Source organism: Candidatus Ichthyocystis sparus (assembly GCF_900078745.1).
Classification (GTDB): domain Bacteria; phylum Pseudomonadota; class Gammaproteobacteria; order Burkholderiales; family 2013Ark19i; genus Ichthyocystis; species Ichthyocystis sparus.
Genome location: NZ_FKII01000008.1, coordinates 1 through 21,664, shown reverse-complemented (window position 1 = coordinate 21,664; position 21,664 = coordinate 1). Strand labels below are relative to the sequence as shown.

Here is a 21,664-nt window from a genome sequence, read left to right as displayed (position 1 = left end):
TCTCAGCTTAATTTGTCTTGAGTAAGATATTATTGGTAGAGTAAATTTTTTACTTAAAAACAAAGATCGGTTCACGAAAATATAATCTCCTACTAACTGTTCTACTACCAAAATCTCGATCGATGATTACAATCCACTCCAATCATCCTAGGCAATACCACCTTCCATAGATACTACTTGAAAACAATTGCACAAATTATCCAAATAGGATAAAAAATCACCCAAATTCATAAACTCATTAAAAATATTGTAGTACCCATCTGAATAAAATTTGCCACTAACTTAATCTAAAACAATACACAACATCCTACCTAGGATCAAAATCAACACAAATAATTTTTTGTCTTCATTAGTGCTAATTGTGACTCTTATAATCATATTCGCTTCAAGTAGAAACAAAGAATGTGAGAGGAAGAGATTGTATAGGGTCAGTGTGCCCTTAATCAGCCGCAGCCACAGCTTCAATAATTGATCGCAAAACTAAAAGCAGAACACAGGAGAGACAAAGGAAAACTTAATGACAAAAGAGATAGTAATGTACGGCATACAATTACCCCAAAGCTGGAAAATATCCGGAATGTCATAGAGATTTTCTAGCCACTGATGCTGATAAAGGAAAAGAGGGCGGTAAAAATGTAAGAGATTTTCCAGTACTGGTGGTTTTGGGAGCAGCGATAGGTTGGGTTCAACACCAAATAGGGTGGAAATAGCAATCATGTACAGCTTATATGCCCAAGTAGAGGTAGAATATCCCCTATTCGTCATGGGAACAGGATAAGCGTTCATGTTAAGTTTGTTATTACAACTGACGCGGGTGTCCATTTCTTTCACCATCTAAAATTATCTGCTTGTATAACTATAATCGCCCATAAGTGAACTGCAGACGTCGAACCAATTAGCTCACTTAGGAAAAATTACACACACGTGTAAATTGCTTACTAATAACCACACTTCAGAAGATTGGGTAAATTGGGTATGGATTTACATTTAAAGGAAAGAGTAATGCATTTTGTTTGTGTTGACCTCACATTTAATTAACAACAAATATGAACATTTTAGGGCAATAGTCAAAAGACCCCATCAATCCCCTCTACAAGTTACTAAAGAAAATGTGAAATTTTGAACGCACTAAGAACTAACACATTTTCGTTATTATATTTATGAAATATATTAAGTTTATCAAAAAATCCCCTAATGTAGAGATGTGCCGGAATAGATTTGTGTAATACTAAAAAGCAAGGTGATTTTGCTAAGATTGACACGACATTTAACTAGTACTTCCACTCCTATGCTGTACCATAGACTCCATTAAAGTACAGGTTATATATATTTATTACTTATTTGACATCGTGATGATAAAAATTTGATATAAATAAATATTTTTCATCTTTACCCCTCCCGGGAGGTAGGTGCTTTCTGCATGATGTGCGGTGCCTTGTCGGTCATCGGCGCCGCCGTTGTCGCAAAAGTAAAAGCACAAAGTAAAAAAACAATAACAGGGGTTTATTTTTATGTCTGATAGGGTGGCGAGTGGGGTTTCGGATAGTGGTAGCAGTGATTCAGAAAATAATGAAACTGCTGGTGTTGGGAGGGGTAGCTCTCCCCTTGGGACCACCGGTCAAGATAAGGATGGAAGTAGCAAATCGGAAGGTGGTAGTAGTCCCAGCAGAGGCTCTTTGGCATCCCCAGGCCGTGAACCACTGGAATTAGGCGCAAGACCCAAAGAGGGATCAGATAAAAGAGGGGAAAAGGGAGGGAAGGGAGGTAAACGTACTGGGAAAGGTATCGAATGGAATAAAAAAGACAGAAGGAGAGCAAAATTTTATAGAGGCAGGGGGCAAGAATTTGCTGCTGAGAGAGCTGCTAAGACTGCTGCTGAAGAGGCTGCTAGGGCTGCTAAGGATGCTGCCGAAGGAAGAGGTGGGGATAAAAGAGATGACGGGTCGGGCTTAATAGTACTAAGAGCAGAAGGCCCGCGAACCCACCACCATGGTCACCATAGTCATAGGAGAACTAAACCAGAACGTGGTGACATCGACCCTGATATGGGTAGGTTTGGTAATTTGTTTGGTGGTTTATACCTTCTTCTATTTATTGTTACTTTGCTAGGAGCACCAATCGCAGCATTGGTGTGTTTGCTTGATATGGCTAGTGATGCGGCTGAAACACAAGGAGATGCACCTCCTACTACTGGGCCAGTTCTGAGAAGTGGTTATTATCGTGCGGTTGCAATAGCGGTCATGTATCTAATTTTATTGACATGCGTTATTGCTTTAACGTGTGCTGCTTCTGGATCTTCAAGCAAAAATAAAAAACGCAAAAAATAGAGTAGGTAATCAACTTTTTTTAAAAGCTTACGAGTGTGTGTGCGTATCTTGATAATCATGGGTGGCCCATCATAGGATGGGATGCATGTAGGAGTGCATCCCCCTTAATAAAATCAGCAAAATCTTCTAAAGGTCAGAGATTGTTATTAGTGCTGCTGGAGGAAGAGGTGCCGATGAAGGCAGAAAATGGCTATTAAATTTAAGAATGGTAAGAACGCTTTTGTTCCATACGTTTGGAATGTGGTGGCGTCTTGTTTGTGTGAGGGCTAGAAATGGGTGATTATGCTCTCCGGGACGTGTGCGTGAATAGTAAACATAGTAAAAAGGGGAGGTTGCGTGTTTAATAGAAAAATACAGGAAGTACAAAATACTTCGGGTGGTAGCAATCCGTAAACCAGTGAAAGTAGCCATGAATATGAAGTCACCGCCTCTTGGAGGAGTGGGTCGATAGATCTGAGAAAATGGAAGATGTTGCGTCTCCTATTTTAATACGTAAACCTATAAGAGAGGAAATGGTGCTGATGACGGTGACACTTCAATTCCCGGTTATGGTATATCGGGAAAGCATTAGAAGAAGAAGAATTGGCAGAGACTATCTAACAGCAGGGTGATGGTGAGGTGTCCCTTGCGAGGGGAAGCTGCTTCCTGCGGAGGCTAAGTGTCCGTCCGTCGATGGACCGGCTTCCATTGTGCTGTTGCAGGGTGTTTGCTTCTTCTGTCGCCTATAATTGTCGTGTAATCGACTGTACGCAAACTGGAGCGGAGAATCAGTAGGCTCGATTGAATTGTGTGATACAAAGAGACAACAATTCGCTGCTTAACGATTTTATCGTGATGTTTGTACGTTTTATTGTTGCTTGGTGAAATTCATGAAGAGCACAGATGGCAGCACGCTAGGAGGCAATAAGGTGTGTAGGTAAGGAATGGGTAATAAGTAAAGTTATGTGGGTAATTTATATTGATGAAACAATTAGGAGAACAGCCCTCATAGGATTATGTGTGGCCGCTTTCCTGTGCTAATTACCAACCTCTACTTGTTAAATAAAAATTATTACTATTGCAAAAATGTTTCAAACATTTATGTTTGCATCTAAACTTGATTTGAGCTGGTAACGAATAATTATTGGACGCAAGTGGGATATGTCGTTAGAGTGTTTTAAACTACACTCTAAGGTGGGATGTATTCTCAATTAGAGAGTAATATATGAACAAAGTAGATGTGTGAAAGCTACATTAACTGTTGCTATGCAGTATACAACATATAGTGTCATGTATTTGGCATTATAATACTCGACATACTGGTTGCAATATTTGTTAATCCCAAATGCCTGTTCATAAATTGCTAGCTGCTCCGATCAACCTCGGTCATGTCATCTTTTACAAAATTAAAAACAGACAAATACATAGCATCTACAATAAATCTAAGCTTTGATCAACATTACTTATACGTGGAACAAAATTACCTTCATCACTAACCGTACAAAAAGCCAAATTTCATGTAGCTTTTTCCTTAGAAAAATCTATGCATAAATAAATTTCCTATGGATGACTACATTTCAGCAGATTGGATAAATTATGCATGACATTTGCCTTCACAGGGAAGGATGATGTTTTTGGGTGCGCTGACATGACACCTAATTAGCAAAGTACAAACGCATACCGGACTGTCAAAAATACTAAAACAACAGATCTTACTCCAAGCATTGATACCATGTTTCGGACAACAGAAAAAATTCTCCCCCATCTTTCCTACAGTACCAGAGAAGAAAATGAAATTTTAAACTAATTTAATTGTCACTACGGACTAACACGTTTTTGTCATTTATGAGATAGAAGAAGACTATCATGAAAAATTACCTTTTCTAATGTGATAACATAACGAATGAAATCTGCTTAATCCTAAAAAGCAACATCAACATGACTATATTATTACGGTGTTAAATTAGTACTTCCACTACTCCACTATTTGTACTGCATATATCCATACATGCAATACAAACTATCTAATTACTAATTACTAATTACTTATCACTCTAATAACAAAAAAGTTCATATAAATAATACTTTTTCATCTTTAGCATATTCCGCTGGTGCTCCTCCTGAGTCTGCTTCCTTGTAAGTAAACCATCATTGTAAGTGATCATCGGTCTCAAAGTGGAAAAGTAGAAAAACTGGCAGCAACAACTAGCAGCAGCTGAAGTAAAAGAACAACAATAATGTAATGGGGGAATGTATGTCTGATAGGATAACGCGCAGTGTTTCGGGTAGTAGCAGTGATTCAGAAGCTGGTGAATCTAGTGACGATGTTAGTGGACACGACTCTTCTCTTGGAGCGACCGGTCAGGACAGGGATGGGAGAAGTGGAGAATCAGGAAGTGGTGGTAGGTCCAGCAGCTCTTTGACATCCCCAGGTCATGTTGAATCACGGGAATTGGGTGCAAAACCCAGAAAAAAAACAGAGGGAAGAGAAGGAAAGGGAAGTAAACATACTGGGAAGGGTGTTGTATGGGATAAAAAAGACAGAAAGGGGGCAAAATTTTATAGAGGTAAGGGACAGATGCTTGCTGCTGAAAGAGCCGCTAGGGATGCTGCTGAAGGAGCTGCTAAGGCTGCTAAGGCTGCTGCTGAGGGAAAAGGTAAAGAAGATGGATCTGGTTTAGTGGCACTAAGAGCAGTGGGTCCGCGGACCAAGCATCATCACGGTAGGAAAACCGATTCACATCATGGTGGTACTACCGCCGGCCGTAATGTGCTTGGCAAAGCATTTTCTGGGTTCATAATTTCTGTTGCGATGCTATTGGGACCGCTTTCTGCATTGCTGTCTTTGATTAGTCTTCTCAGTAGTGATACTTCAGTAAACAATACTCAAGAAAGGACATCTTCAGATGTTACTAAGACAGCTTCTGGGGGGGGTTATTCTCCTCAGACTGTATTTATGGTTGCATATCTGTTTATCTCAATATGTGTTATTGCCTTCCTAGTGTGTACGCGTGGATCATCAAACAAAGATAAAAAACACAAAAGATAGGAAGTATAACTTTTAAAAATTTACGAATGTGCGTGTATATCTTAAAATTACACAATAGTAGCTGCTTATTGTAGTATAGAGCTCATATGGGCAAACGCCTCTGTAGAGAGGCAGAGTCTTCCAAGGGTCAGAGTCGGCTTTGCGGCCGCTTGGTACAATGCTGAGGGATAACAAGTAAATAGCACCATCAGTAAATCTAAACCTTGCTCAACATTACTTGTGTGTGAAACAGAATTTCACGTAGCTTTTACCTAGTTATAGCTACGCATAAATATAAATAAATTGCTTACATATGTCTATAATTCGTCAGATGTGTGAAACAGAATTTCACGTAGCTTTTACCTAGTTATAGCTACGCATAAATATAAATAAATTGCTTACATATGTCTATAATTCGTCAGATTAGATAAATTTGGAATGCTGTCTACATTCACAGTAATGAGTAAAATGATGAGTTCTGGCTACTTTGGCGTGACGTATAGTTATCAAAACACAAACGCATATTGATGTGTATAAAAATACTAAAACAACAGACACTACTCTAGGGTTTCGGACAATAGGAAAAAACTCCTCTCTACCTTTCCCACAGTACCCAATAAAACCGAAATTTTAAACTAATTTTATTAGCACTAAGAGCTAATACGTCTTTGTTATTTATGAGATAGACGAAGGCTATCGTAAATATAAAAAATCATCTTTCCTAATGCAGTAGTATGATGAACAATTCAAAAATCTGCTCAATCTTAAAAGCAATATTATTTTACTACGATTATACTACGGTACTTGATCAGTACCTTCTACTATATTGCATTGTGGATACAACCATACACAACTACCTATACTTATTACTTACTCGTTACTATAACAATAAAAAATTCATATAAATAATATTTATTCATCTTTACTTTAGCAGAATCAGGTGCTAGAGCTTATGCCGATCTACGTTTACTTACGTCGATCATCATCGGTGTTTAAAGTAAAGTATCAGACAGAGTAAAAAAGTAAAAGAACAGCAATATCAATATAGGAATGCATTGTATGTCTGATAGGATACCACGCGATGTTTCAGGTAGTAGCAGCGATTCAGAAGCTAGTAGTGGTCCTGCTGATGTTGGTGGGGGTCATGCTTCCCTTGGAGCTGTCGGTCAGGATAGGGATGTAAGGAGTAGCTAATCAGGAGGTGGTAGTGTAGGTCCAGCAAAGGATCTTTAACGTCCCCAGGCCATGATGAATCACGGGAATTAGGTGCAAAACCCAGAAAAAAAACGGAGGGAAAAGAAGGAAAGGGAAGTAGACATCATACTGGGAAGGGCATCGAATGGAATGAAAAAGACAGAAGATCGGCTAAAATACATAAAGGTAAGGGTCAAGAACTTGCTGCTGAGAAAGCTGCTAAGACTGCCGCTGAAGAAGCTGCTAAGGCTGCTAAAAATGCTGCTGCAGGAAAAGGTAAAGAAGATAAAGGCAAAGAAGATGACGGGTTGGGCTTAATAGTAGTAAGAGCAGAAGGTCCGCGAACCCATCACCATGGTCATCATCATCACGCTAGGAGAGCTGAACCAAAGCATAGTAGCATCGACCATCATATGGGTAGGTTTGGTAGGTTATTTTCCTTTTTAGCAACTTCTGTTACGGTAGGAGGGCCGATTGCAGCGTTAGTATCTTTAATTAGTGTTCTTAGTAGCAGTAATACCGCAGGACCAGTAAATAACTCTCAGGAAAGTGCGTCTGCAAGTAGCCCAGTCCTGGGAGGAGGTAGCTCTCGTCAGGTTGTATTTATGGTTGTGTATCTGCTTCTCTCAATGTGCCTTCTTGCCATGTGGTGTGCTCATAGATTTTCAAGCAAGGGTAAAAAACGCAAGAAATAGAGGTGGTGATTAACTTTTGAAAGCTTAAGAGTATAGGTACGTGTATTAATACCCGTAGGTGGTTTGACTTGTTCTAGGGTGGAGCACAGTGAGTATGGCATGTGTTCTCCTAACATGGCTTCCCTAGCCCTTATGTTTTTCGAAATCGGCGAAATCTTTCCAAGTGCCAGAAACGGCTTCTGGGTGCTAATTACGACGGAGAAAAAGGTGCTGATAGTAGCGGAAGAGAACTGTCAAATTCGGGAACAATGAAAACACATGGCCCACAGTCATATGGTCGCAGTATCACGGTGGTGTAAGGGCTGGGTTGCGCGGTAGCAACAATTGTAGGTTTAGTTGTAATTTATCTGATTTATGTGTTTTCCCCTCGCTTTCCCTTCTAAAGGTAATTTCAGCGATGCTATCACCATTTAGCGGTACAGAATCAGGAAGTTCTTGCCGCGATAAAGAATTTTCAAATGAATCAACAATGAGGAATCGTTTTTGGGTATGTAAATCTTTAAACAAAAATAAAAAAAATAAGGCAAGGGAAATGGCTGACTTTATGTAGCACATACGACAAAAAGCTTATGAATGTACGTACGTATGTTGGTTCCTGTTTATTCTGAAACGTTGTTGTTTTGCTGGCCTAAATAATGTTTAACAAGAACTGCTAGATTGATAGACCTGCTACGTCTTAGTATGATTCAGCGATGTACGTGGCTTGTTTTCCTATAACATTATGAGAAATCGCTGTTCCGTAGCAAACCTACTAGCTCAAAAAATGTTTCAAAAGTTTCTGTTAATGTCTCAGCTTAATTTGTCTTGAGTAAGATATCATTGGTAGAGTAAATTTTTTACTTAAAAACAAAGATCGGTTCACGAAAATATAATCTCCTACTAACTGCTCTACTACCAAAATATCGATCGATGATTACAATCCACTCCAATCACCCTAGGCAATACCACCTTCCATAGATACTACTTGAAAACAATTTCACAAATTATCCAAATAGGATAAAAAATCACCCAAATTCATAAACTCATTAAAAATATTGTAGTACCCATCTGAATAAAATTTGCTACTAGCTCAATCTAAAACAATACACAGCATCCTCACCAGAATCAAAATCATCACAAATAATTTTTTGTCCTCATTAGTGCTAATTGTGACTCTTATAATCATATTCGCTTCAAGTAGAAACAAAGAATATAAGAGGAGAGACCGTATAGGGTAAATGTGCCCTTAATCAGCCGCAGCCCCAGCTTCAATAATTGGGTGCAAAACTAAAAGCAGAACACAGGAGAGACAAAGAAAAACTTAACGACAAAGTCAGAAAATTTTCGAAATGTCATAGACATTTTCTAGCTACTGATGCTGATGAATGAAAAGAGGGCGATAAAAATGTAAGAGATTTTCCAGTACTGGTGGTTTTGGGAGCAGCAATAGGTCGGGTACAACGCCAAATAGGCTGGAAATAGCAATCATGTACAGTATATGCCCAAGTATAGGTAGAATATCCCCTATTCTACTATGGGAACAGAATAAGCGTTCATGTTAAGTTTGTTATTACAACTGCCGCGGGTGTCTGTTTCTTTCACCATCTACAATTATCTGCTTGTATATAACTATAATCGCCTATAAGTAGACTGCAGACATAGAACCAATTAGCTCACTTAGGAAAAGTTACACACATATGTAAATTGCTTACTAATAACCACACTTCAGCAGATTGGGTAAATTGGGTATGGATTTATATTCAAAGGAAAGAGTAATGCATTTTGTTTGTGTTGACGTCACATTTAATTAGCAACAAATATGAACATTTTAGGGCAATAGTCAAAAGCCCCCATCAATCCCCTCTACAAATACTAAAGAAAATGAAATTTTGAAAGGTATTAGCACTAAGAACTAACACATCTTTGTTATTTGTTATTATTTATATTTATAAGATATATGAAGTCCATCAAAAAATCCTAATGTAGCGATTATCGGAATACATATATGCCTAAATGATCAATACTAAAAAGCAATGTGATTTTACTAAGGTTGTTATGGTATTTAATCACTACTTGATTTAACTATTGTATCTTGGATATCCGTACATGCAAACTATCTATCTACATTTACATCCACATTCACTTTTACTACTTATTCATTGATATAGCAATAAAAAGTTCATATAAATAATATCTTTTCATCTTTAGGATGATCAGGCGCGGTGCTTATCACTTCTCACGTGTAGGTCGGTGTTTGCTTCCTTGTCAATCTTTGGTATCAAAACAAAAAGATAAAACAATAATGGAGAACAATAGTGTGTCTGACAAAAGAATATATGGTGCTTCAGGTAGTAATGATATTTCAGAAACTGACGAAGATGATACCTGTGAAAGTGTGTCTACACTTAGAGCGGTAGGCCAAGATGCTGAAGGTAAAGCTGGTGGTCATAGTTCAGCGACATTAACAAGTCCTAGTGGCTATGGATCATCTAGAGAATCGGGTGCAAGACCGAAAGTGGGACACGGGGAAGGTAAGGGAAGGCGTCGGAAGAAAAAAGATGATGTATGGAATAACCCTACCCGAAAATCAGCAAAATCTTTGAAAGGTCAGGGGCAATTTCTTGCTGCTACTGAGGCTTCTGCTAGGGGTAGAGAAGATACCGCCACATCATCATCACACAATACAACAGCAGTAAGAGTAGTAGGAGCAGGATCTAGGGGTAGGCAAGGTCCTGGTAGTTATCATCAACCAAGTAGGGGAAAAAGTGGCGCCAATAATGTTGCTCTTGTACGTCAATTAACTGTGACAATCTCAGTACTTATGATATTTTTTGCAATTTCTGTCTACGATTTATTAACCCTTGAAGATACCGATACACCGTCTGGATTAATAACTGGGCTCGGTAGATCGGTAATCCTAAAACTTTCAGTTACATCTCTTATGAACTTGTTATTGTTACTGTTTTTGGCTGTGCTTGCAGGTGCTATACCGGCTAGAAATAGAACGGCCTGAGGCCAAAAACGTGTTTGTTCTGTAATGGTGTGTGTGGAGGAGAATCTCTACCCAGTGGGGGCATTTTTTGCGATCTTTGCCCCCCTTTCTCACTTCTTACGGGAGTCGGTGCATATCTACCGCCTGTGTTTGATTGTACAAAGGTACTATCAACAGAGCTATCACCAGTCACCAATTTCTCCAGAATTATGAGAAATCACCGTGCGTAACTAGGCCCATTACCCAAAGAAAATGTTTCAAACATCTCTGTTCTCTTACGTAACTTTTACGTAAAAATAAAGATCAGAACAAAGATAACACCTCTTGCTAACTATTCTCTACCATCAATCTCTTGGTCAACGATTGCAAACCACTCCAATCATCCTATGAGGTACCATCTTCTATAGATAATATCGAAAAATAATTGCACAAATTATCCAAATAAGATGAAAAAAATCATCCTGACTCATAAACTCATTAAAAATATTGTAGCACCTATCTGGATAAAACTTATTACTAGCATCATTACACATATCACAACTTTGCGATTTTCCAGGTACATTTAAAAATTATTAAGACAGTACAAAGAGCTCAGTCCTATGCCGAGCTTATAATTATGTATCTTTCTACACACGGTAACAAAGCGTATAGGAATGCGCGCATATTCTATCATTGTTAGCACTTGCATGGTGGTTATTAATAAATCTAATAATTTTACTAAGTATAGATATGATATTATTGGTATTTGAAGTTAAAAAGAGAAAACACTATTTTTACATCATGCTTTTTATGAAAATACGGTAACAAATAGATATTCGTAATACTAAAGAGCAAGATGATTTTACTAAGATTATTAAGATATTTAACTGGTACTTCCACTCCAGCATCGTATCGCAGATACCATTAAGTACAGACCATCTATACTTACTAATTGTCAGCAATTTTTGTTATATTAGTAGGGCCGCTTGTAGCATTAATGTCTTTGCTTAGTATTAGCAGCAATACTTTAGAATCAGTAAATAATACTCAGGAAAGTACACCTGGAACTAAACCTGTCAAAAGTGGTGGTATTAATGTAGTTGCGTTTATGGTTGCGTATCTGCTTGTCTTTGTGTTTGTTATTGCTTTGATATGCATGCATAAACCTTCAAACAAAGGTAGAAGACGCAAAAGATAGAGGAGTGGCTAGCTTTTAGGAGATTACGAATGTACGTGTTTGTCTTGGTCCCTATGTCCATGAATATGTTCTGGGGTGGTAAAGCGCGTGTGTGTAGACATGCTGGTCCTTGGGGGTCCCACGTGGTTTGTCATAGCGATCTGATTTGAGGATTTTAGAGTTGTTCAGCAAAATTGGTAGCTTTTCTTGTTGTGGTCTTACACTGTTCGCTCTGCCTATAGGTATATAATGGGACATATTCTTTTACATTTATATGCATCGACTGTAGGTGATTTTCTTGCGATTCCTGCCCCCTACCCCGCTAGAGAGAAATCCATTATGCGGTGTATTTGGATGCATAAAAGTGCTTCTAGTGGAGCTGTGCCAGCTTCGTTAGTGTGGTACGAAAAACTGTCAATGGCTTATATCACAAATTATTCATTAAAAAATTTTGTTCTGTGGTAACAATCTGAATAAATTCAAACAATGGGCTAAAACACTCCTACGGTATACCCTACAGCAAGTTGCCAATAAGAGCTAACAAGTATTTTATGAGATAGGCGAAGCACATCACGATAAAATAAATTACCTTTCTTAATGTGATAACATAACAAACAGTAAAAAAATCTGCATAATCCCAAAAAGAAATATGATTATACTAGGGTATTTAACTGGTACTTTCACTATTGCATTGCGGATATCCCTATATACAAACTATCTACATTTAGTTATTACTTACTTATCACTCTAACAATAAAAAGTTCATATAAATAATATTTATTCATCTTTAGCATAACTGTGTGCTAGTGCTTCTCCCAGTATGTTTGCTTTCTTGTCAGCATCGTTGATATCAGAGTAAAAAAACAAGCCAAAGTAAAAGAACAACAATGATGGAGGGTAATTGTATGTCTGATAGGGTAGTACGCAATGTAGATAGTGGCAGTAATTCAGGAGCTGGTCGGCCTACTGGTAATGTTGGAGGAGATGACTCTTCCCTTAGAGCGGTCGATCAAGATAGGGATGGGGAAAGTGGCAGATTAGAAAGTGCTGGTAGGTCCAGCAGAGGCTCTTTGGCATCCCCGGGCCATGTTGAATCGCGGGAATTAGGTGCAAAACCCAGAAAAAGAGCAGAGAGAAAAGAAGAAAAGGCAGCTAAGAGTACTGGAAAGGGTGTCGAATGGAATAAAAGAGACAGAAAGGCAGCGAAATTTCATAAAGGTAAAGGACAAAAAATTGCTGCTGAGAGGGCCGCTGAGTCTGCTGACAGGTGTGAAAAAGTTACCACTACCGCTACTACTAGACTCTATCAACCAGTAAGGGTGTTGGGCACAGGCCCCAGAACTAGGCATGGTCCAGGTTGTGATCAACCATCTAGGAAAAAAACTAGCACTGATGTAAATGTTGCCCGTGACTTGTTTTTGATAATGTCAATGTTTGCATTCTTTTTTTCATTTTTTACCTACGATTTATTAGCCTCTGAAAGCTCCGATCTGGCGCGTGGCGCGATAACCGGTCTTAAGAAGACGGCCATCACAAGATTAGTAGCTCTTCTTTTTACGGCCTTGTTGGCGTTACTCGCTATGCTTATAGGCACTCTATCTGGTAGAAGAAATCCTAACAGGTAGAGGTAGAATGATATGAAGCGATTGTGTGCTCGGTGGTAAGTTGTATGTTTATGTTGGTGGGGTGGTTTTTTGTGATTACTGCTGTCACCTGCCTTGTCAGGTAATTTATTACAAGTCGTATCAAATCGTATATAGAATTAAAAAAATTTAGTGTTTATTCTCGTTAATAGATTGTTGCTACCTCAATCTCAGTAAGTACACAAGTACTCTGGTGGAGCAGAAAAACTTTCACTACCACTCCACGCCGAAGCGCCTTTCTACTTCATAGAATAAAAAAAACACCAACTACAATTCAAAAAATCACCGAAATTATTACTACATACCGCAGTAATCTTCGTTTATTAAGTCTAAAAATTCTACTGATGTAAAGCCAGTGACCTTTTGGATAATAATTGGCTGATCTCTAATCCTAACTTGTATGAATATAACGTGAAAATGTAAAAATATATACCCCGCCCGTTATAAAACTTATAGTATATAGCTAGCAAGTAAAATTGTTGCCTTACTGATATCAATGTAATAAACGTACATCGCTCTATTTATATATCCCTTTGCCATAAAAATAATATACTACAAGAGCAAAGAGTAATTTCATGTCTGATTAAAGATTCTTTAGTTAGTGGCACTTCTACTTCATAAAGTGATGGCACTGGCCCAATCATCTTCCGCCATGCCATCTTATGTAGACACTATCGGAAAACAACTGCACAAATTATACAAATAGGACGAAAAATCATCCGAATTCATAAATTCGTTAAAAATCTTGTAGTGCCCATCTGAATAAAACTGACTACTAGCACAATCTAAAGCAATACACACATCCTCGCCAGAATCAAAACCAGTCAAATACAAGAATCTAAGCCTTGCTGAACATCACTTATATGAGGAGCAAAACTACCTTCATCACCAATCATACAAAAAAGCTAAATTTCATGTATATTTTACACTAGGCAAAGCTACGCACAGATATGAATATGAACAAATTTCTTATGGATGACTACATTTCAGCAGATTAAACAAATTAGGCATAACATTCACCTTCACAGGAAAGGATAAACCTAGGATAATAATGAAAAGACTCTTCTCCATCTTTTCCATAGTATCCAAGAGAATGAAATTTTAAACTAACCTTATTGGAACTAAGAGCTAACGAGTTTTTGTTATTTTTATGAGACAGATTAAGCTTATCATGGAGAGGCAAAAAATATTTCCTAATGTAGTAACATAACAAAAAATCCAAGTAATCCTAAAAGTCAAGTAGGTTGAGTTGTCATTTAGTTAGTTGGTTTACGTATTTTACCTCATTTTCCCTTGTAATAGGAGCATCAATTTCAGCGGTAACATCGTCATACAGTTGTAATATACATTGTTTTTATTACATAATTTGTACATAAATCTTCATATAGAATATTATGTATTACAGAACACGGAAACTCTGAGAATAATTTTTTTATCTTTAGTAGAAAGATAGCAATCCCTAACCAATTCCTCTTCTATATGAATAGATTGGCTGTATCTGAAAGAATGGTGCTCCGATCTTGGTTGTCCAAGCACCTAACAAGTCAGCGATGAAACTATCGCTGTGGTTCTCCAGAACGATGCAAAATTACCGCACAGCAACCAGCACCCCCATCAAACTTACCCTATCTCTCAAACTCTTAGTCAACTATTGCCAGATACTCCAATAATCCTCGACCATGCCATATTCTGTAGATTATTATTGGAAAACGACTACTCAAATTGTCCAAACAATGCTTAATGATTCTTGCGGTATCTATATGTTTTGTCATCGCCTATCGCCTATCGCCTTATGCAAATATGTAGGAGCATCGCTTGGTTAAATTCACTAAGATGACATAGAGATAGGAGAGGACGTGTAACTAGAGAACTGGTAACAAATAAATTATCTTATTGGCTTGTAAGGTAGGTAGGTCATTAGAATTTTTTAAATTACACTCTAAGGGAAATGTATTCTCAACTGTCAAGGCATACATGAATAAAGTATGAATGCAGGAACTACATTTCCTATATTGATATGCAAGAGAATCCACGTAGTATTATAGTCTCAACACACTGGCTACCATATTTTCTAATCCCCAAAATACCTGGTTATCAATTACTGGCTGCTCCGATCAACCTAAATCATGTCATCTTTCCCAGAATCAAAACCAGTAAGTAGATAGTATCTACCAATATAAAAGAGACATAAAGGGGGCAAGGTTTTATAAAGGTAAAGAGGGGCAACAACGTGCTGCCAAGATGGTTGCTAAGGCCGATACTGACGGGGGCAATAAATGCGCCTTCACATTAACAATAGCAGTAAGAGTGCAAACAAAGATCCTAGAAGTAGGCGTGGTCCGTGGTATAATCAACCCCTTAGGAAGAAACTGACGCCCCCTCTTATTCTAGTACGAGTAAATTAATTGTAATAATTTGGGCATTTATGTCACTTGTTTCAGTTCTTACTTACGATTTATTACCCTTTAAGACCCCAGTAAATATTCTAGCTCAATAACTGGATTTGGTAGAAGGGGGGTAACTTTTACCATTTTCAGCTTCCTTCTTTACGGCCTCGTTATTGGCTTTAATTATGCTTACAGGTAATATATCAGGTAGAAACAGAACAACCTGAAACAGAGGGAGGACGTCTTTTTATAATCTTTGCTCATCTCTCCCTTACTGCAAGTCAGTATAAACCCGTGGCCTATGTTTGACCGTACAAAAGCATCCTTACTCCGGAATTTCTTCGAGTAATATTCTCACTATATTCGTAACAGTACCACAGTAGTTACGATAATGTCATACCAGCACAAGAACAAAAACAATAAATATGGGTAATTCCATATTTGATAGGAGAATATACGATGCTTCAAGGTGGTGGTGGTTCAGACATTGATAAATCTGATACCAGTGAAGGCGAATCTCATCTTAGAACAATAGCTTTCAGGATAATCCAAGATAATAAAGGTGGCAGAAAACCAGAAAAAAAGTACTGATGGCGGATAAGATCATGGATCAAGGTGCATCCTTAACCAGACACAGCCCCAAATCACCCTTAGGATTAGGTGCAAAATCGAAAGGAGGGTATACAGTAAGAGGAAAAGGAAAACATAACGATAAAAAAGTAGATAATGTACAGCATAACATTATCCGAAAATCGGAAAAATCTTTGCTTTGGAATGTAAGAAACATTTCCCTAGTTGCTGATATCACCTGAAAATGGTAGTGAAAGCAGAATGTACCTGTCGGATTTAAGAGCAGTAAGAATACATGAGAAACCAAGATGTGCTCTCAATAATCACGGCAGGAGATATAGATTACGTAGCAGAACCTACAGTAGATTGAGTAATTGTAGTTGATTTGATTTATGTACTTTGCTAGCTACTTGCCATTACAATAAGAGGGCCAATTTAAGTAGCACTGCCTTCCTTTAATAGTATGCAGAACCAGTAGATTACGAGCAAAGAGGTGCACCCTCAAGCAAATCAATCAAGAAAAATATTATCCTCTGGTTGGGTCAGTTGTGTCTCTATTTTTCTTGATGTGCATCATTAATGTAGTTGTAGGTCTTCAGACAAAGATAAAAAAATAAGAATATAAAAAAGGAATTCTGGTCGCTCTATTTTTTTTAATTTCCAATTGTTCGAATGCGAGCACCAACCCGCGACATATAAAAAACGACCAATTCCGTCCTCATTAATAAAGTTACCACTAACATAATACAGACCAACGCACACATAATCCACATTTATTGAGTAATTATGAGTATAGTAGAGATAGTAAGTCATATCATGTACGAGAAAGCTAAATTTCATGTGGCTCTTCCCTTAGGCAAAGTTACGCACGGATATGAATTGCTTATGGATAATTACACTTCAGTCCAGAAAATTGGATAATTGAACATGCCATTTACACTAACAGAACCGGACGATGCATTTTGGTTTAGTTGATTAACATCTAAATTAGCAAAGTACAAAAATATTAGTGTACTTAGTTTTACAAAATACTAAAGCAACAGGATTTTCTGCGAGCATTGATCCCGTATTTCTGGTGATAGACAAAAATTCTCCTCGAATCCCCTTCCCCTAGTACTCAAGAAAATGAGTAATATTTTGAATGAATTTTACTGGCTCTAAGAATCAACACATTTATGTTATTTATAAGACGGATGAAGCCTATCATGTACATATAAGAGAGGCAAAAAATTACCTTTCCCAATGTACCAACAGCATAACAAAATAAATCTGCGTAACTGAGTAATCCTAAAAAGCAATATGACTTTTCTACGGTTATTTAGTTAGTACTTCCACTGAGTACTTACACTGAGTACTTACACTGCTGTATCATGCTTACCCCTGTACACAAACAGTCTATACTTTACTTACTACTTATCCATTGTTACAACAGTAAAAAGTTCATATAAATAATATTTATTCATCTTTAACACGGCCGGGTATGGGTGTTCCCCCCGTTCGGTGATCGGTGTTTGCTTCCTTGTCGATCATCATTGGTGTAAAAGTAAAAAAACGAGAAACGAGCCAAGGTAAAAAAACAATAATGGAGGGTAGTTGTATGTCTGATAGGATAACTCGAAATGTTTCAGGTAGTGGTGGTGGTAGCAGTGATTCAGAGGATAGTGAGCCTGCTGACGTTGGAGGAGGTGGCTCTCCCCTTGGAGCAATCGGTCAGGACGGTGGTGAGCATGGTAAATCAGGAGGTGATAGTCATGGCAGAGGCTCCTTGCAAGGATATGCCGGCTGTTCTGGACCCGGATACGTGGCATTGGGTGCACAGCCTAAGAAAAGGTCAGGGAAAAAAGAAGAAAAGGGAGGTAGAACTGGGAAAGGTGTTGAATGGCATAAAAAAGACAGAAGGGCGGCTAAAGTTTATAGAGGAAAAGGGCAAAAAATGGCTGCCGATAGGGATGCTAGGCTTGCTGCTGAGGCAGAAGCTAGAGGTGACACAGAAGAAGATCGATCAGGTTTGGTGGCGGTAAGAACACTTGAGTCGGTGGGGGGCATTCGCTCAATTGGTTCCAATAGGTGTGGCCTCTGTGCTTTTTGTTCTGTGCTAGCGGTCCTTGCTTTTGGGGCGCTGGTAATACTTTCGGTGTCAGTATATCGTAAAGAGCAGATGAATGAGCCTTTTTATAAAAAGCATGGAAAATTACATAGTTTCCTTGGTCATGGAGCTCATCAATTATCTGGGAGGGCAATACTTGAGATGTTTACACTTATTGCATTCTTTACTATTTTTGTACTTGTCGGCAACGCTAGAAGAGGGAGAAGAAGATGGTAGGAAAAACCCCCTTGTTTGTGGCACACACGTGGGCTTGTGAATATTCAAGTATCTTTGCTCATAGGTTGTTCTGATATGATCGCAGTTTGGCCGCGTGGCGTTCATCGGGGGCTGGTTTGTAATTCATCACCGCGGTGTGTAATTTGGTGATGTATTTAGCTTTGTTCATCAATTTAGTCCTTGAGGACCGCGGTATAGCGTTTGGCATAGCAATCAGTCCTGCTTGCTTGCAAGGTGGCTTTTATTATTGCGGTCTTGCGGCGCCGTTCACCTTGCTTGCTCTTATAGGTGCTTGACCAGATAACAAATAAAGAGGAAGGGCTGGCGACTGCGGTGTTTTGTAATGGGGCACCTCTTGTATACGCCAGCCATAAGCGGTTTTCCTTCGCTCTATTCCTTGCTAGAGAAATCTATACGGTCCGGTAGTCTGTGCTTAGTAGCCATATTAAAGCGCCCTCCCTAATGGAACTATCCTCACTGCTATAGCAGTGTGGAACGAAGAACTATGGATTATTGATAATTCATGTCACAAATTATCCTTATACATTAGTTAAAAAATTCGTAAACCGTCTGAATAAATTCAGACAAAATACTCCTCCAACCTACTATAGTACTCAAGAAAATGAAGTTTAAATTCTGTTCTTACACTAAGAACTAGAGCTAACACGTTTTTGTCATTCATAAGATAGATTAGACTCATCATCAAGAGAGAAATGAAAAATGAAAAAAATTGTCTTTCCTGATGTAACAATATAACAAAATAAATCTGCAAATCTGTGTAGTCCTAAAAAGCAATGTGATTTTACTGCGTACTGCGGTATTTAATTATACTTCCACTGATGTATTTGTTGGGTGCATCACTGTACACAGATTATCTATATTTACTACCTATTTATTATAACGATGGAAAGTTCATATAAATAATATTTTTTCATCTCTTTACCACAACAAGATGTGGCTGCCTCACACTATCGGTGTTTTCCTACTTGTCAGTAATTGGTGTTAAAGTAAAAAATCCAAGATAAAAAAACGATAATGGAGGATAGTTGCGTGTCCTCTAAGATAATTATAGGCATTCCAGGTAGTAGAGGCAGTGATTCGGAGACTGATGAGCCTGCTGGTGTTGTGGGGTAACTCTTCCCTTGAGACAGCAGCTCAAGATATGGATGGGAGTAGCAAATCAGGGGCTGGTAGTAGGCCCAGCAGAGGCTCTTTAACATCCCCAGATATTAAGACACCTCAGGGGTTTAGATGAAAAACCCAAAGAAAGATCAGAGAAAAAATAAGAAAAGATGAGAAACAAAAAAGTAGACCTTCTGAGAGGAGTGGTGTGTGGCATAGAAAGAACAGAAGGTCAGCAAAACTTCATAAAGTTAGGGGGCAAGAACTTACTGCTGAGAGAACTGCTAAGCCTGATGATGTAACAAAAAATAAAGGTGAAAGCAACGAAATAGACATATCGGGTTTAATAGTAGCAAGACATAAGGTTACGGAAACAAGAAGTGGTCGAGTTGGGAAAAAAAGCTACCTTCGTAGCTAATGTGCGTTATGATTTCAGGAAATATGGTGTTGTAGGTTCGTTGTTCATTATTTTTTTCTTTCTCGTCTTTATGCTCGGACCATCTATTGCGTTGGTGCTATTTGCGCTCGATAATATTGCAAAATCGGGAAATTCAGACGGGGAAGGTGCATCTGAAAATGAATCATTAGAGAGGGGCTTAGGTTATATTGTTCTTGTTGGATCTCTTGTGTATCTGTTAATTTTATTGAAGATTATGACAAAAATGCCTGATCTTAGATTAGGAAAAAACGAGAAAAGTAAGAAGAAATAGGAAGAAGTATGAGTACGTGTCCTGAGTGACTCCAGATTTCATGTAACTTTTCATTCCCCTTAATCAGATTATGCGCAGGTATAAATTGCTTATCAATGAAGGAGGGATGACGCATCTGGGACACTAGCGTGTCCCGATTAGCAGGGCGCGAACAAGTTCTCATGTTCTAGCAAAGGAAAAAGTAAACTTTCCTCCGTCTCACCTACAGCTCAAAGGAAACTCAATTTTACCTGAATTTTGTTGGCACTAAGAACTGATACGTTCTTGTTGTTTGCAAGATATACACAAAGTCTGTCATATATAGGTTGGCGTAAGGAAACTACACTCCTAACGCAATAATATAACAATAACCAAACAAACCCACCTAACCCTAAAGAGGGGGTCTTCTTACTACGGTACCTAGTACCTTCGCTGCTGTCTGTATTACGACGGATATACCTTTATACAAACTATCTATATTGTACTTATTATTAGTTAGTTGTTATAACAACAAAATTCATATGAGTAATATTTTTCCATCTTTACCACGGCTTGTCCCGGGTTCTTTTCGTCCTATTCCTATATTATTCCGTTAAACAGATGGTTGATACCTTGTCGGTTATTGACACCGAAGTTATTGGAGCTGGAGTAAAAAAATAATAATGGAGGATGTTTGCATGTATGACAAGATAACACGAGGTGTTTCATATGATAGCAGTGGTCCAGAAACTGATGGTTCTACTGCTAATGGAGGAGGTAACTCTCCCCTTGGGGAAATAGGTCAAGATAAGGATGGGGATGGCAAATCAGGAAATAGTGGTAAGACCAGCGGAGGCTCTCTGCAGGCTCCCGGCCATTTTGGACCTGAATACGTGGTATTGGGTGCAAAACCCAGAAAAAAGTCAGAGAAAAAGGCAGAGGGGGAACCTACTAAGAGGAGAAAGGGTGTTGAATGGAACAAAAAAGATAGAAAAGCAGCTAGAGTTTATAGAGGTCAAGGACAAAAAATGGCTGCTAGAGCGGCGTCTGAGACAAAAAATCAAGTCAGTAAAGTAGGCGCCCTGCCTAAATCTGATGGTTTGTTAGCGGTAAGAATACCTGAGAAACCGCGAGATCCTCGTGGCCATAGTCGAGCTGTTTGGAGAAAGGTTACCTTATGGGATCATATCAATGCCGATTTTAGAAGGCATGGTATTGTGGGTGCAGTATCAATTATTTTTTTACTTCTCCTTGCTATAATGGGACCACCGATAGTGTTAATCCTATTTGCACTTGATAATATTGCAAAATCAGAAAATTCCAGCCGTGGAAGTGCATCTTCGAATGGATCATTCGTGAGTGGCATGAGTTGTGTTGTTATCATGGGCGCGCTTGCATATCTACTTCTCGCGACAACGTCGCTGATGAGGCTATTTTCTATCCCATGTGAAAACCCATATCAAGGCAAAAAACGAAAAAAATAAAGAGGAATGGCTGAATTAAAAAAATTTCGAGTAAGTAACCATAGGTGTTTTATTATTGTTCTTGCTAAGCAAACAACAATAGGTTCCTAGGTTGCGTATAGAGAAGCTCCAGGGCTG

General features: G+C 38.5%; 19 protein-coding genes. 17 read left to right on the top strand and 2 right to left on the bottom strand.

The window, feature by feature from the left end; all coding sequences use genetic code 11:
* Positions 1–480: 480 nt before the first annotated feature.
* On the bottom strand, positions 481–822 hold the full coding sequence (locus A6733_RS00230) for a hypothetical protein (protein ID WP_092415451.1): 342 nt from the start codon (positions 820–822) through the stop codon (positions 481–483).
* Positions 823–1,511: 689 nt separating this feature from the next.
* Between A6733_RS00230 and A6733_RS00225 the strand changes: the two genes are divergently transcribed.
* The 10 genes from A6733_RS00225 to A6733_RS00185 all read left to right on the top strand — a co-directional run bounded on the left by A6733_RS00225 (position 1,512) and on the right by A6733_RS00185 (position 12,975).
* Complete coding sequence (locus tag A6733_RS00225; RefSeq protein ID WP_092411263.1) at positions 1,512–2,327, top strand: hypothetical protein; 816 nt, start codon at positions 1,512–1,514, stop codon at positions 2,325–2,327.
* Positions 2,328–2,362: 35 nt separating this feature from the next.
* Entirely contained in the window at positions 2,363–2,524 is a 162-nt protein-coding gene (locus A6733_RS08610; RefSeq protein ID WP_175330619.1) for a hypothetical protein, read from the top strand.
* A 234-nt stretch (positions 2,525–2,758) separates the two neighbouring features.
* Positions 2,759–2,938: a hypothetical protein gene (locus A6733_RS08230; RefSeq protein ID WP_139057546.1), complete on the top strand. Its 180-nt coding sequence runs from the start codon at positions 2,759–2,761 to the stop codon at positions 2,936–2,938.
* Positions 2,939–4,560: 1,622 nt separating this feature from the next.
* A complete protein-coding gene (locus A6733_RS00220) occupies positions 4,561–5,355 on the top strand; it encodes a hypothetical protein (RefSeq protein WP_092403470.1) in 795 nt (264 codons plus the stop codon).
* Between the two features lie 1,038 nt (positions 5,356–6,393).
* A complete protein-coding gene (locus tag A6733_RS09580) occupies positions 6,394–6,528 on the top strand; it encodes a hypothetical protein (RefSeq protein ID WP_278183830.1) in 135 nt (44 codons plus the stop codon).
* A gap of 72 nt (positions 6,529–6,600) precedes the next feature.
* Positions 6,601–6,846, top strand: a complete 246-nt coding sequence (locus A6733_RS00215) for a hypothetical protein (RefSeq protein WP_092403468.1) — start codon at positions 6,601–6,603, stop codon at positions 6,844–6,846.
* Complete coding sequence (locus A6733_RS00210) at positions 6,837–7,223, top strand: hypothetical protein (RefSeq protein ID WP_139057609.1); 387 nt, start codon at positions 6,837–6,839, stop codon at positions 7,221–7,223. The genes A6733_RS00215 and A6733_RS00210 overlap by 10 nt, the downstream gene beginning before the upstream one ends.
* A 307-nt stretch (positions 7,224–7,530) precedes the next feature.
* Positions 7,531–7,773 carry a hypothetical protein gene (locus tag A6733_RS00205; protein ID WP_092415453.1) on the top strand — a complete coding sequence of 81 codons (243 nt, stop codon included), beginning with the start codon at positions 7,531–7,533 and terminating at the stop codon, positions 7,771–7,773.
* A 1,746-nt stretch (positions 7,774–9,519) separates the two neighbouring features.
* Entirely contained in the window at positions 9,520–10,215 is a 696-nt protein-coding gene (locus A6733_RS00200) for a hypothetical protein (protein ID WP_092402917.1), read from the top strand.
* 2,040 nt (positions 10,216–12,255) lie between these two features.
* Positions 12,256–12,975, top strand: coding sequence for a hypothetical protein (locus tag A6733_RS00185; protein WP_092411260.1), 720 nt, complete (start codon positions 12,256–12,258; stop codon positions 12,973–12,975).
* Positions 12,976–13,653: 678 nt separating this feature from the next.
* On the opposite strand, the gene A6733_RS08225 is transcribed toward A6733_RS00185, so the two are convergent.
* Positions 13,654–13,821 carry a hypothetical protein gene (locus tag A6733_RS08225; protein WP_175330539.1) on the bottom strand — a complete coding sequence of 56 codons (168 nt, stop codon included), beginning with the start codon at positions 13,819–13,821 and terminating at the stop codon, positions 13,654–13,656.
* Between the two features lie 2,018 nt (positions 13,822–15,839).
* Between A6733_RS08225 and A6733_RS09575 the strand changes: the two genes are divergently transcribed.
* The 7 genes from A6733_RS09575 (at position 15,840) to A6733_RS00160 (ending at position 21,547) form a co-directional block, all read left to right on the top strand.
* The gene (locus A6733_RS09575) at positions 15,840–15,971 is read left to right on the top strand and encodes a hypothetical protein (protein WP_278183829.1); all 132 of its coding nucleotides are present in this window, start codon (positions 15,840–15,842) and stop codon (positions 15,969–15,971) included.
* Positions 15,971–16,192, top strand: a complete 222-nt coding sequence (locus A6733_RS00180) for a hypothetical protein (RefSeq protein WP_092402925.1) — start codon at positions 15,971–15,973, stop codon at positions 16,190–16,192. The genes A6733_RS09575 and A6733_RS00180 overlap by 1 nt, the downstream gene beginning before the upstream one ends.
* A 1,355-nt stretch (positions 16,193–17,547) precedes the next feature.
* Positions 17,548–18,273, top strand: a complete 726-nt coding sequence (locus A6733_RS00175) for a hypothetical protein (protein WP_092460213.1) — start codon at positions 17,548–17,550, stop codon at positions 18,271–18,273.
* Between the two features lie 1,108 nt (positions 18,274–19,381).
* Positions 19,382–19,528, top strand: coding sequence for a hypothetical protein (locus tag A6733_RS08605; protein ID WP_175330538.1), 147 nt, complete (start codon positions 19,382–19,384; stop codon positions 19,526–19,528).
* A gap of 75 nt (positions 19,529–19,603) precedes the next feature.
* Positions 19,604–19,813: a hypothetical protein gene (locus tag A6733_RS00170; protein WP_092403802.1), complete on the top strand. Its 210-nt coding sequence runs from the start codon at positions 19,604–19,606 to the stop codon at positions 19,811–19,813.
* Entirely contained in the window at positions 19,776–20,105 is a 330-nt protein-coding gene (locus A6733_RS00165; protein ID WP_141663319.1) for a hypothetical protein, read from the top strand. The genes A6733_RS00170 and A6733_RS00165 overlap by 38 nt, the downstream gene beginning before the upstream one ends.
* Before the next feature lie 656 nt (positions 20,106–20,761).
* On the top strand, positions 20,762–21,547 hold the full coding sequence (locus A6733_RS00160; protein WP_139057464.1) for a hypothetical protein: 786 nt from the start codon (positions 20,762–20,764) through the stop codon (positions 21,545–21,547).
* Positions 21,548–21,664 lie beyond the last annotated feature (117 nt).

Bases quoted from the DNA above. Each gene is read 5' to 3' on its own strand.
- A6733_RS09575 (WP_278183829.1), top strand. From the start codon at position 15,840: ATGCTTCAAGGTGGTGGTGGTTCAGACATTGATAAATCTGATACCAGT.
- A6733_RS00160 (WP_139057464.1), top strand. From the start codon at position 20,762: ATGTATGACAAGATAACACGAGGTGTTTCATATGATAGCAGTGGTCCA.
- A6733_RS00185 (WP_092411260.1), top strand. From the start codon at position 12,256: ATGTCTGATAGGGTAGTACGCAATGTAGATAGTGGCAGTAATTCAGGA.
- A6733_RS00175 (WP_092460213.1), top strand. From the start codon at position 17,548: ATGTCTGATAGGATAACTCGAAATGTTTCAGGTAGTGGTGGTGGTAGC.
- A6733_RS00225 (WP_092411263.1), top strand. From the start codon at position 1,512: ATGTCTGATAGGGTGGCGAGTGGGGTTTCGGATAGTGGTAGCAGTGAT.
- A6733_RS00180 (WP_092402925.1), top strand. From the start codon at position 15,971: ATGGCGGATAAGATCATGGATCAAGGTGCATCCTTAACCAGACACAGC.
- A6733_RS00220 (WP_092403470.1), top strand. From the start codon at position 4,561: ATGTCTGATAGGATAACGCGCAGTGTTTCGGGTAGTAGCAGTGATTCA.
- A6733_RS08605 (WP_175330538.1), top strand. From the start codon at position 19,382: ATGAGCCTGCTGGTGTTGTGGGGTAACTCTTCCCTTGAGACAGCAGCT.
- A6733_RS09580 (WP_278183830.1), top strand. From the start codon at position 6,394: ATGTCTGATAGGATACCACGCGATGTTTCAGGTAGTAGCAGCGATTCA.
- A6733_RS00230 (WP_092415451.1), bottom strand. From the start codon at position 822: ATGGACACCCGCGTCAGTTGTAATAACAAACTTAACATGAACGCTTAT.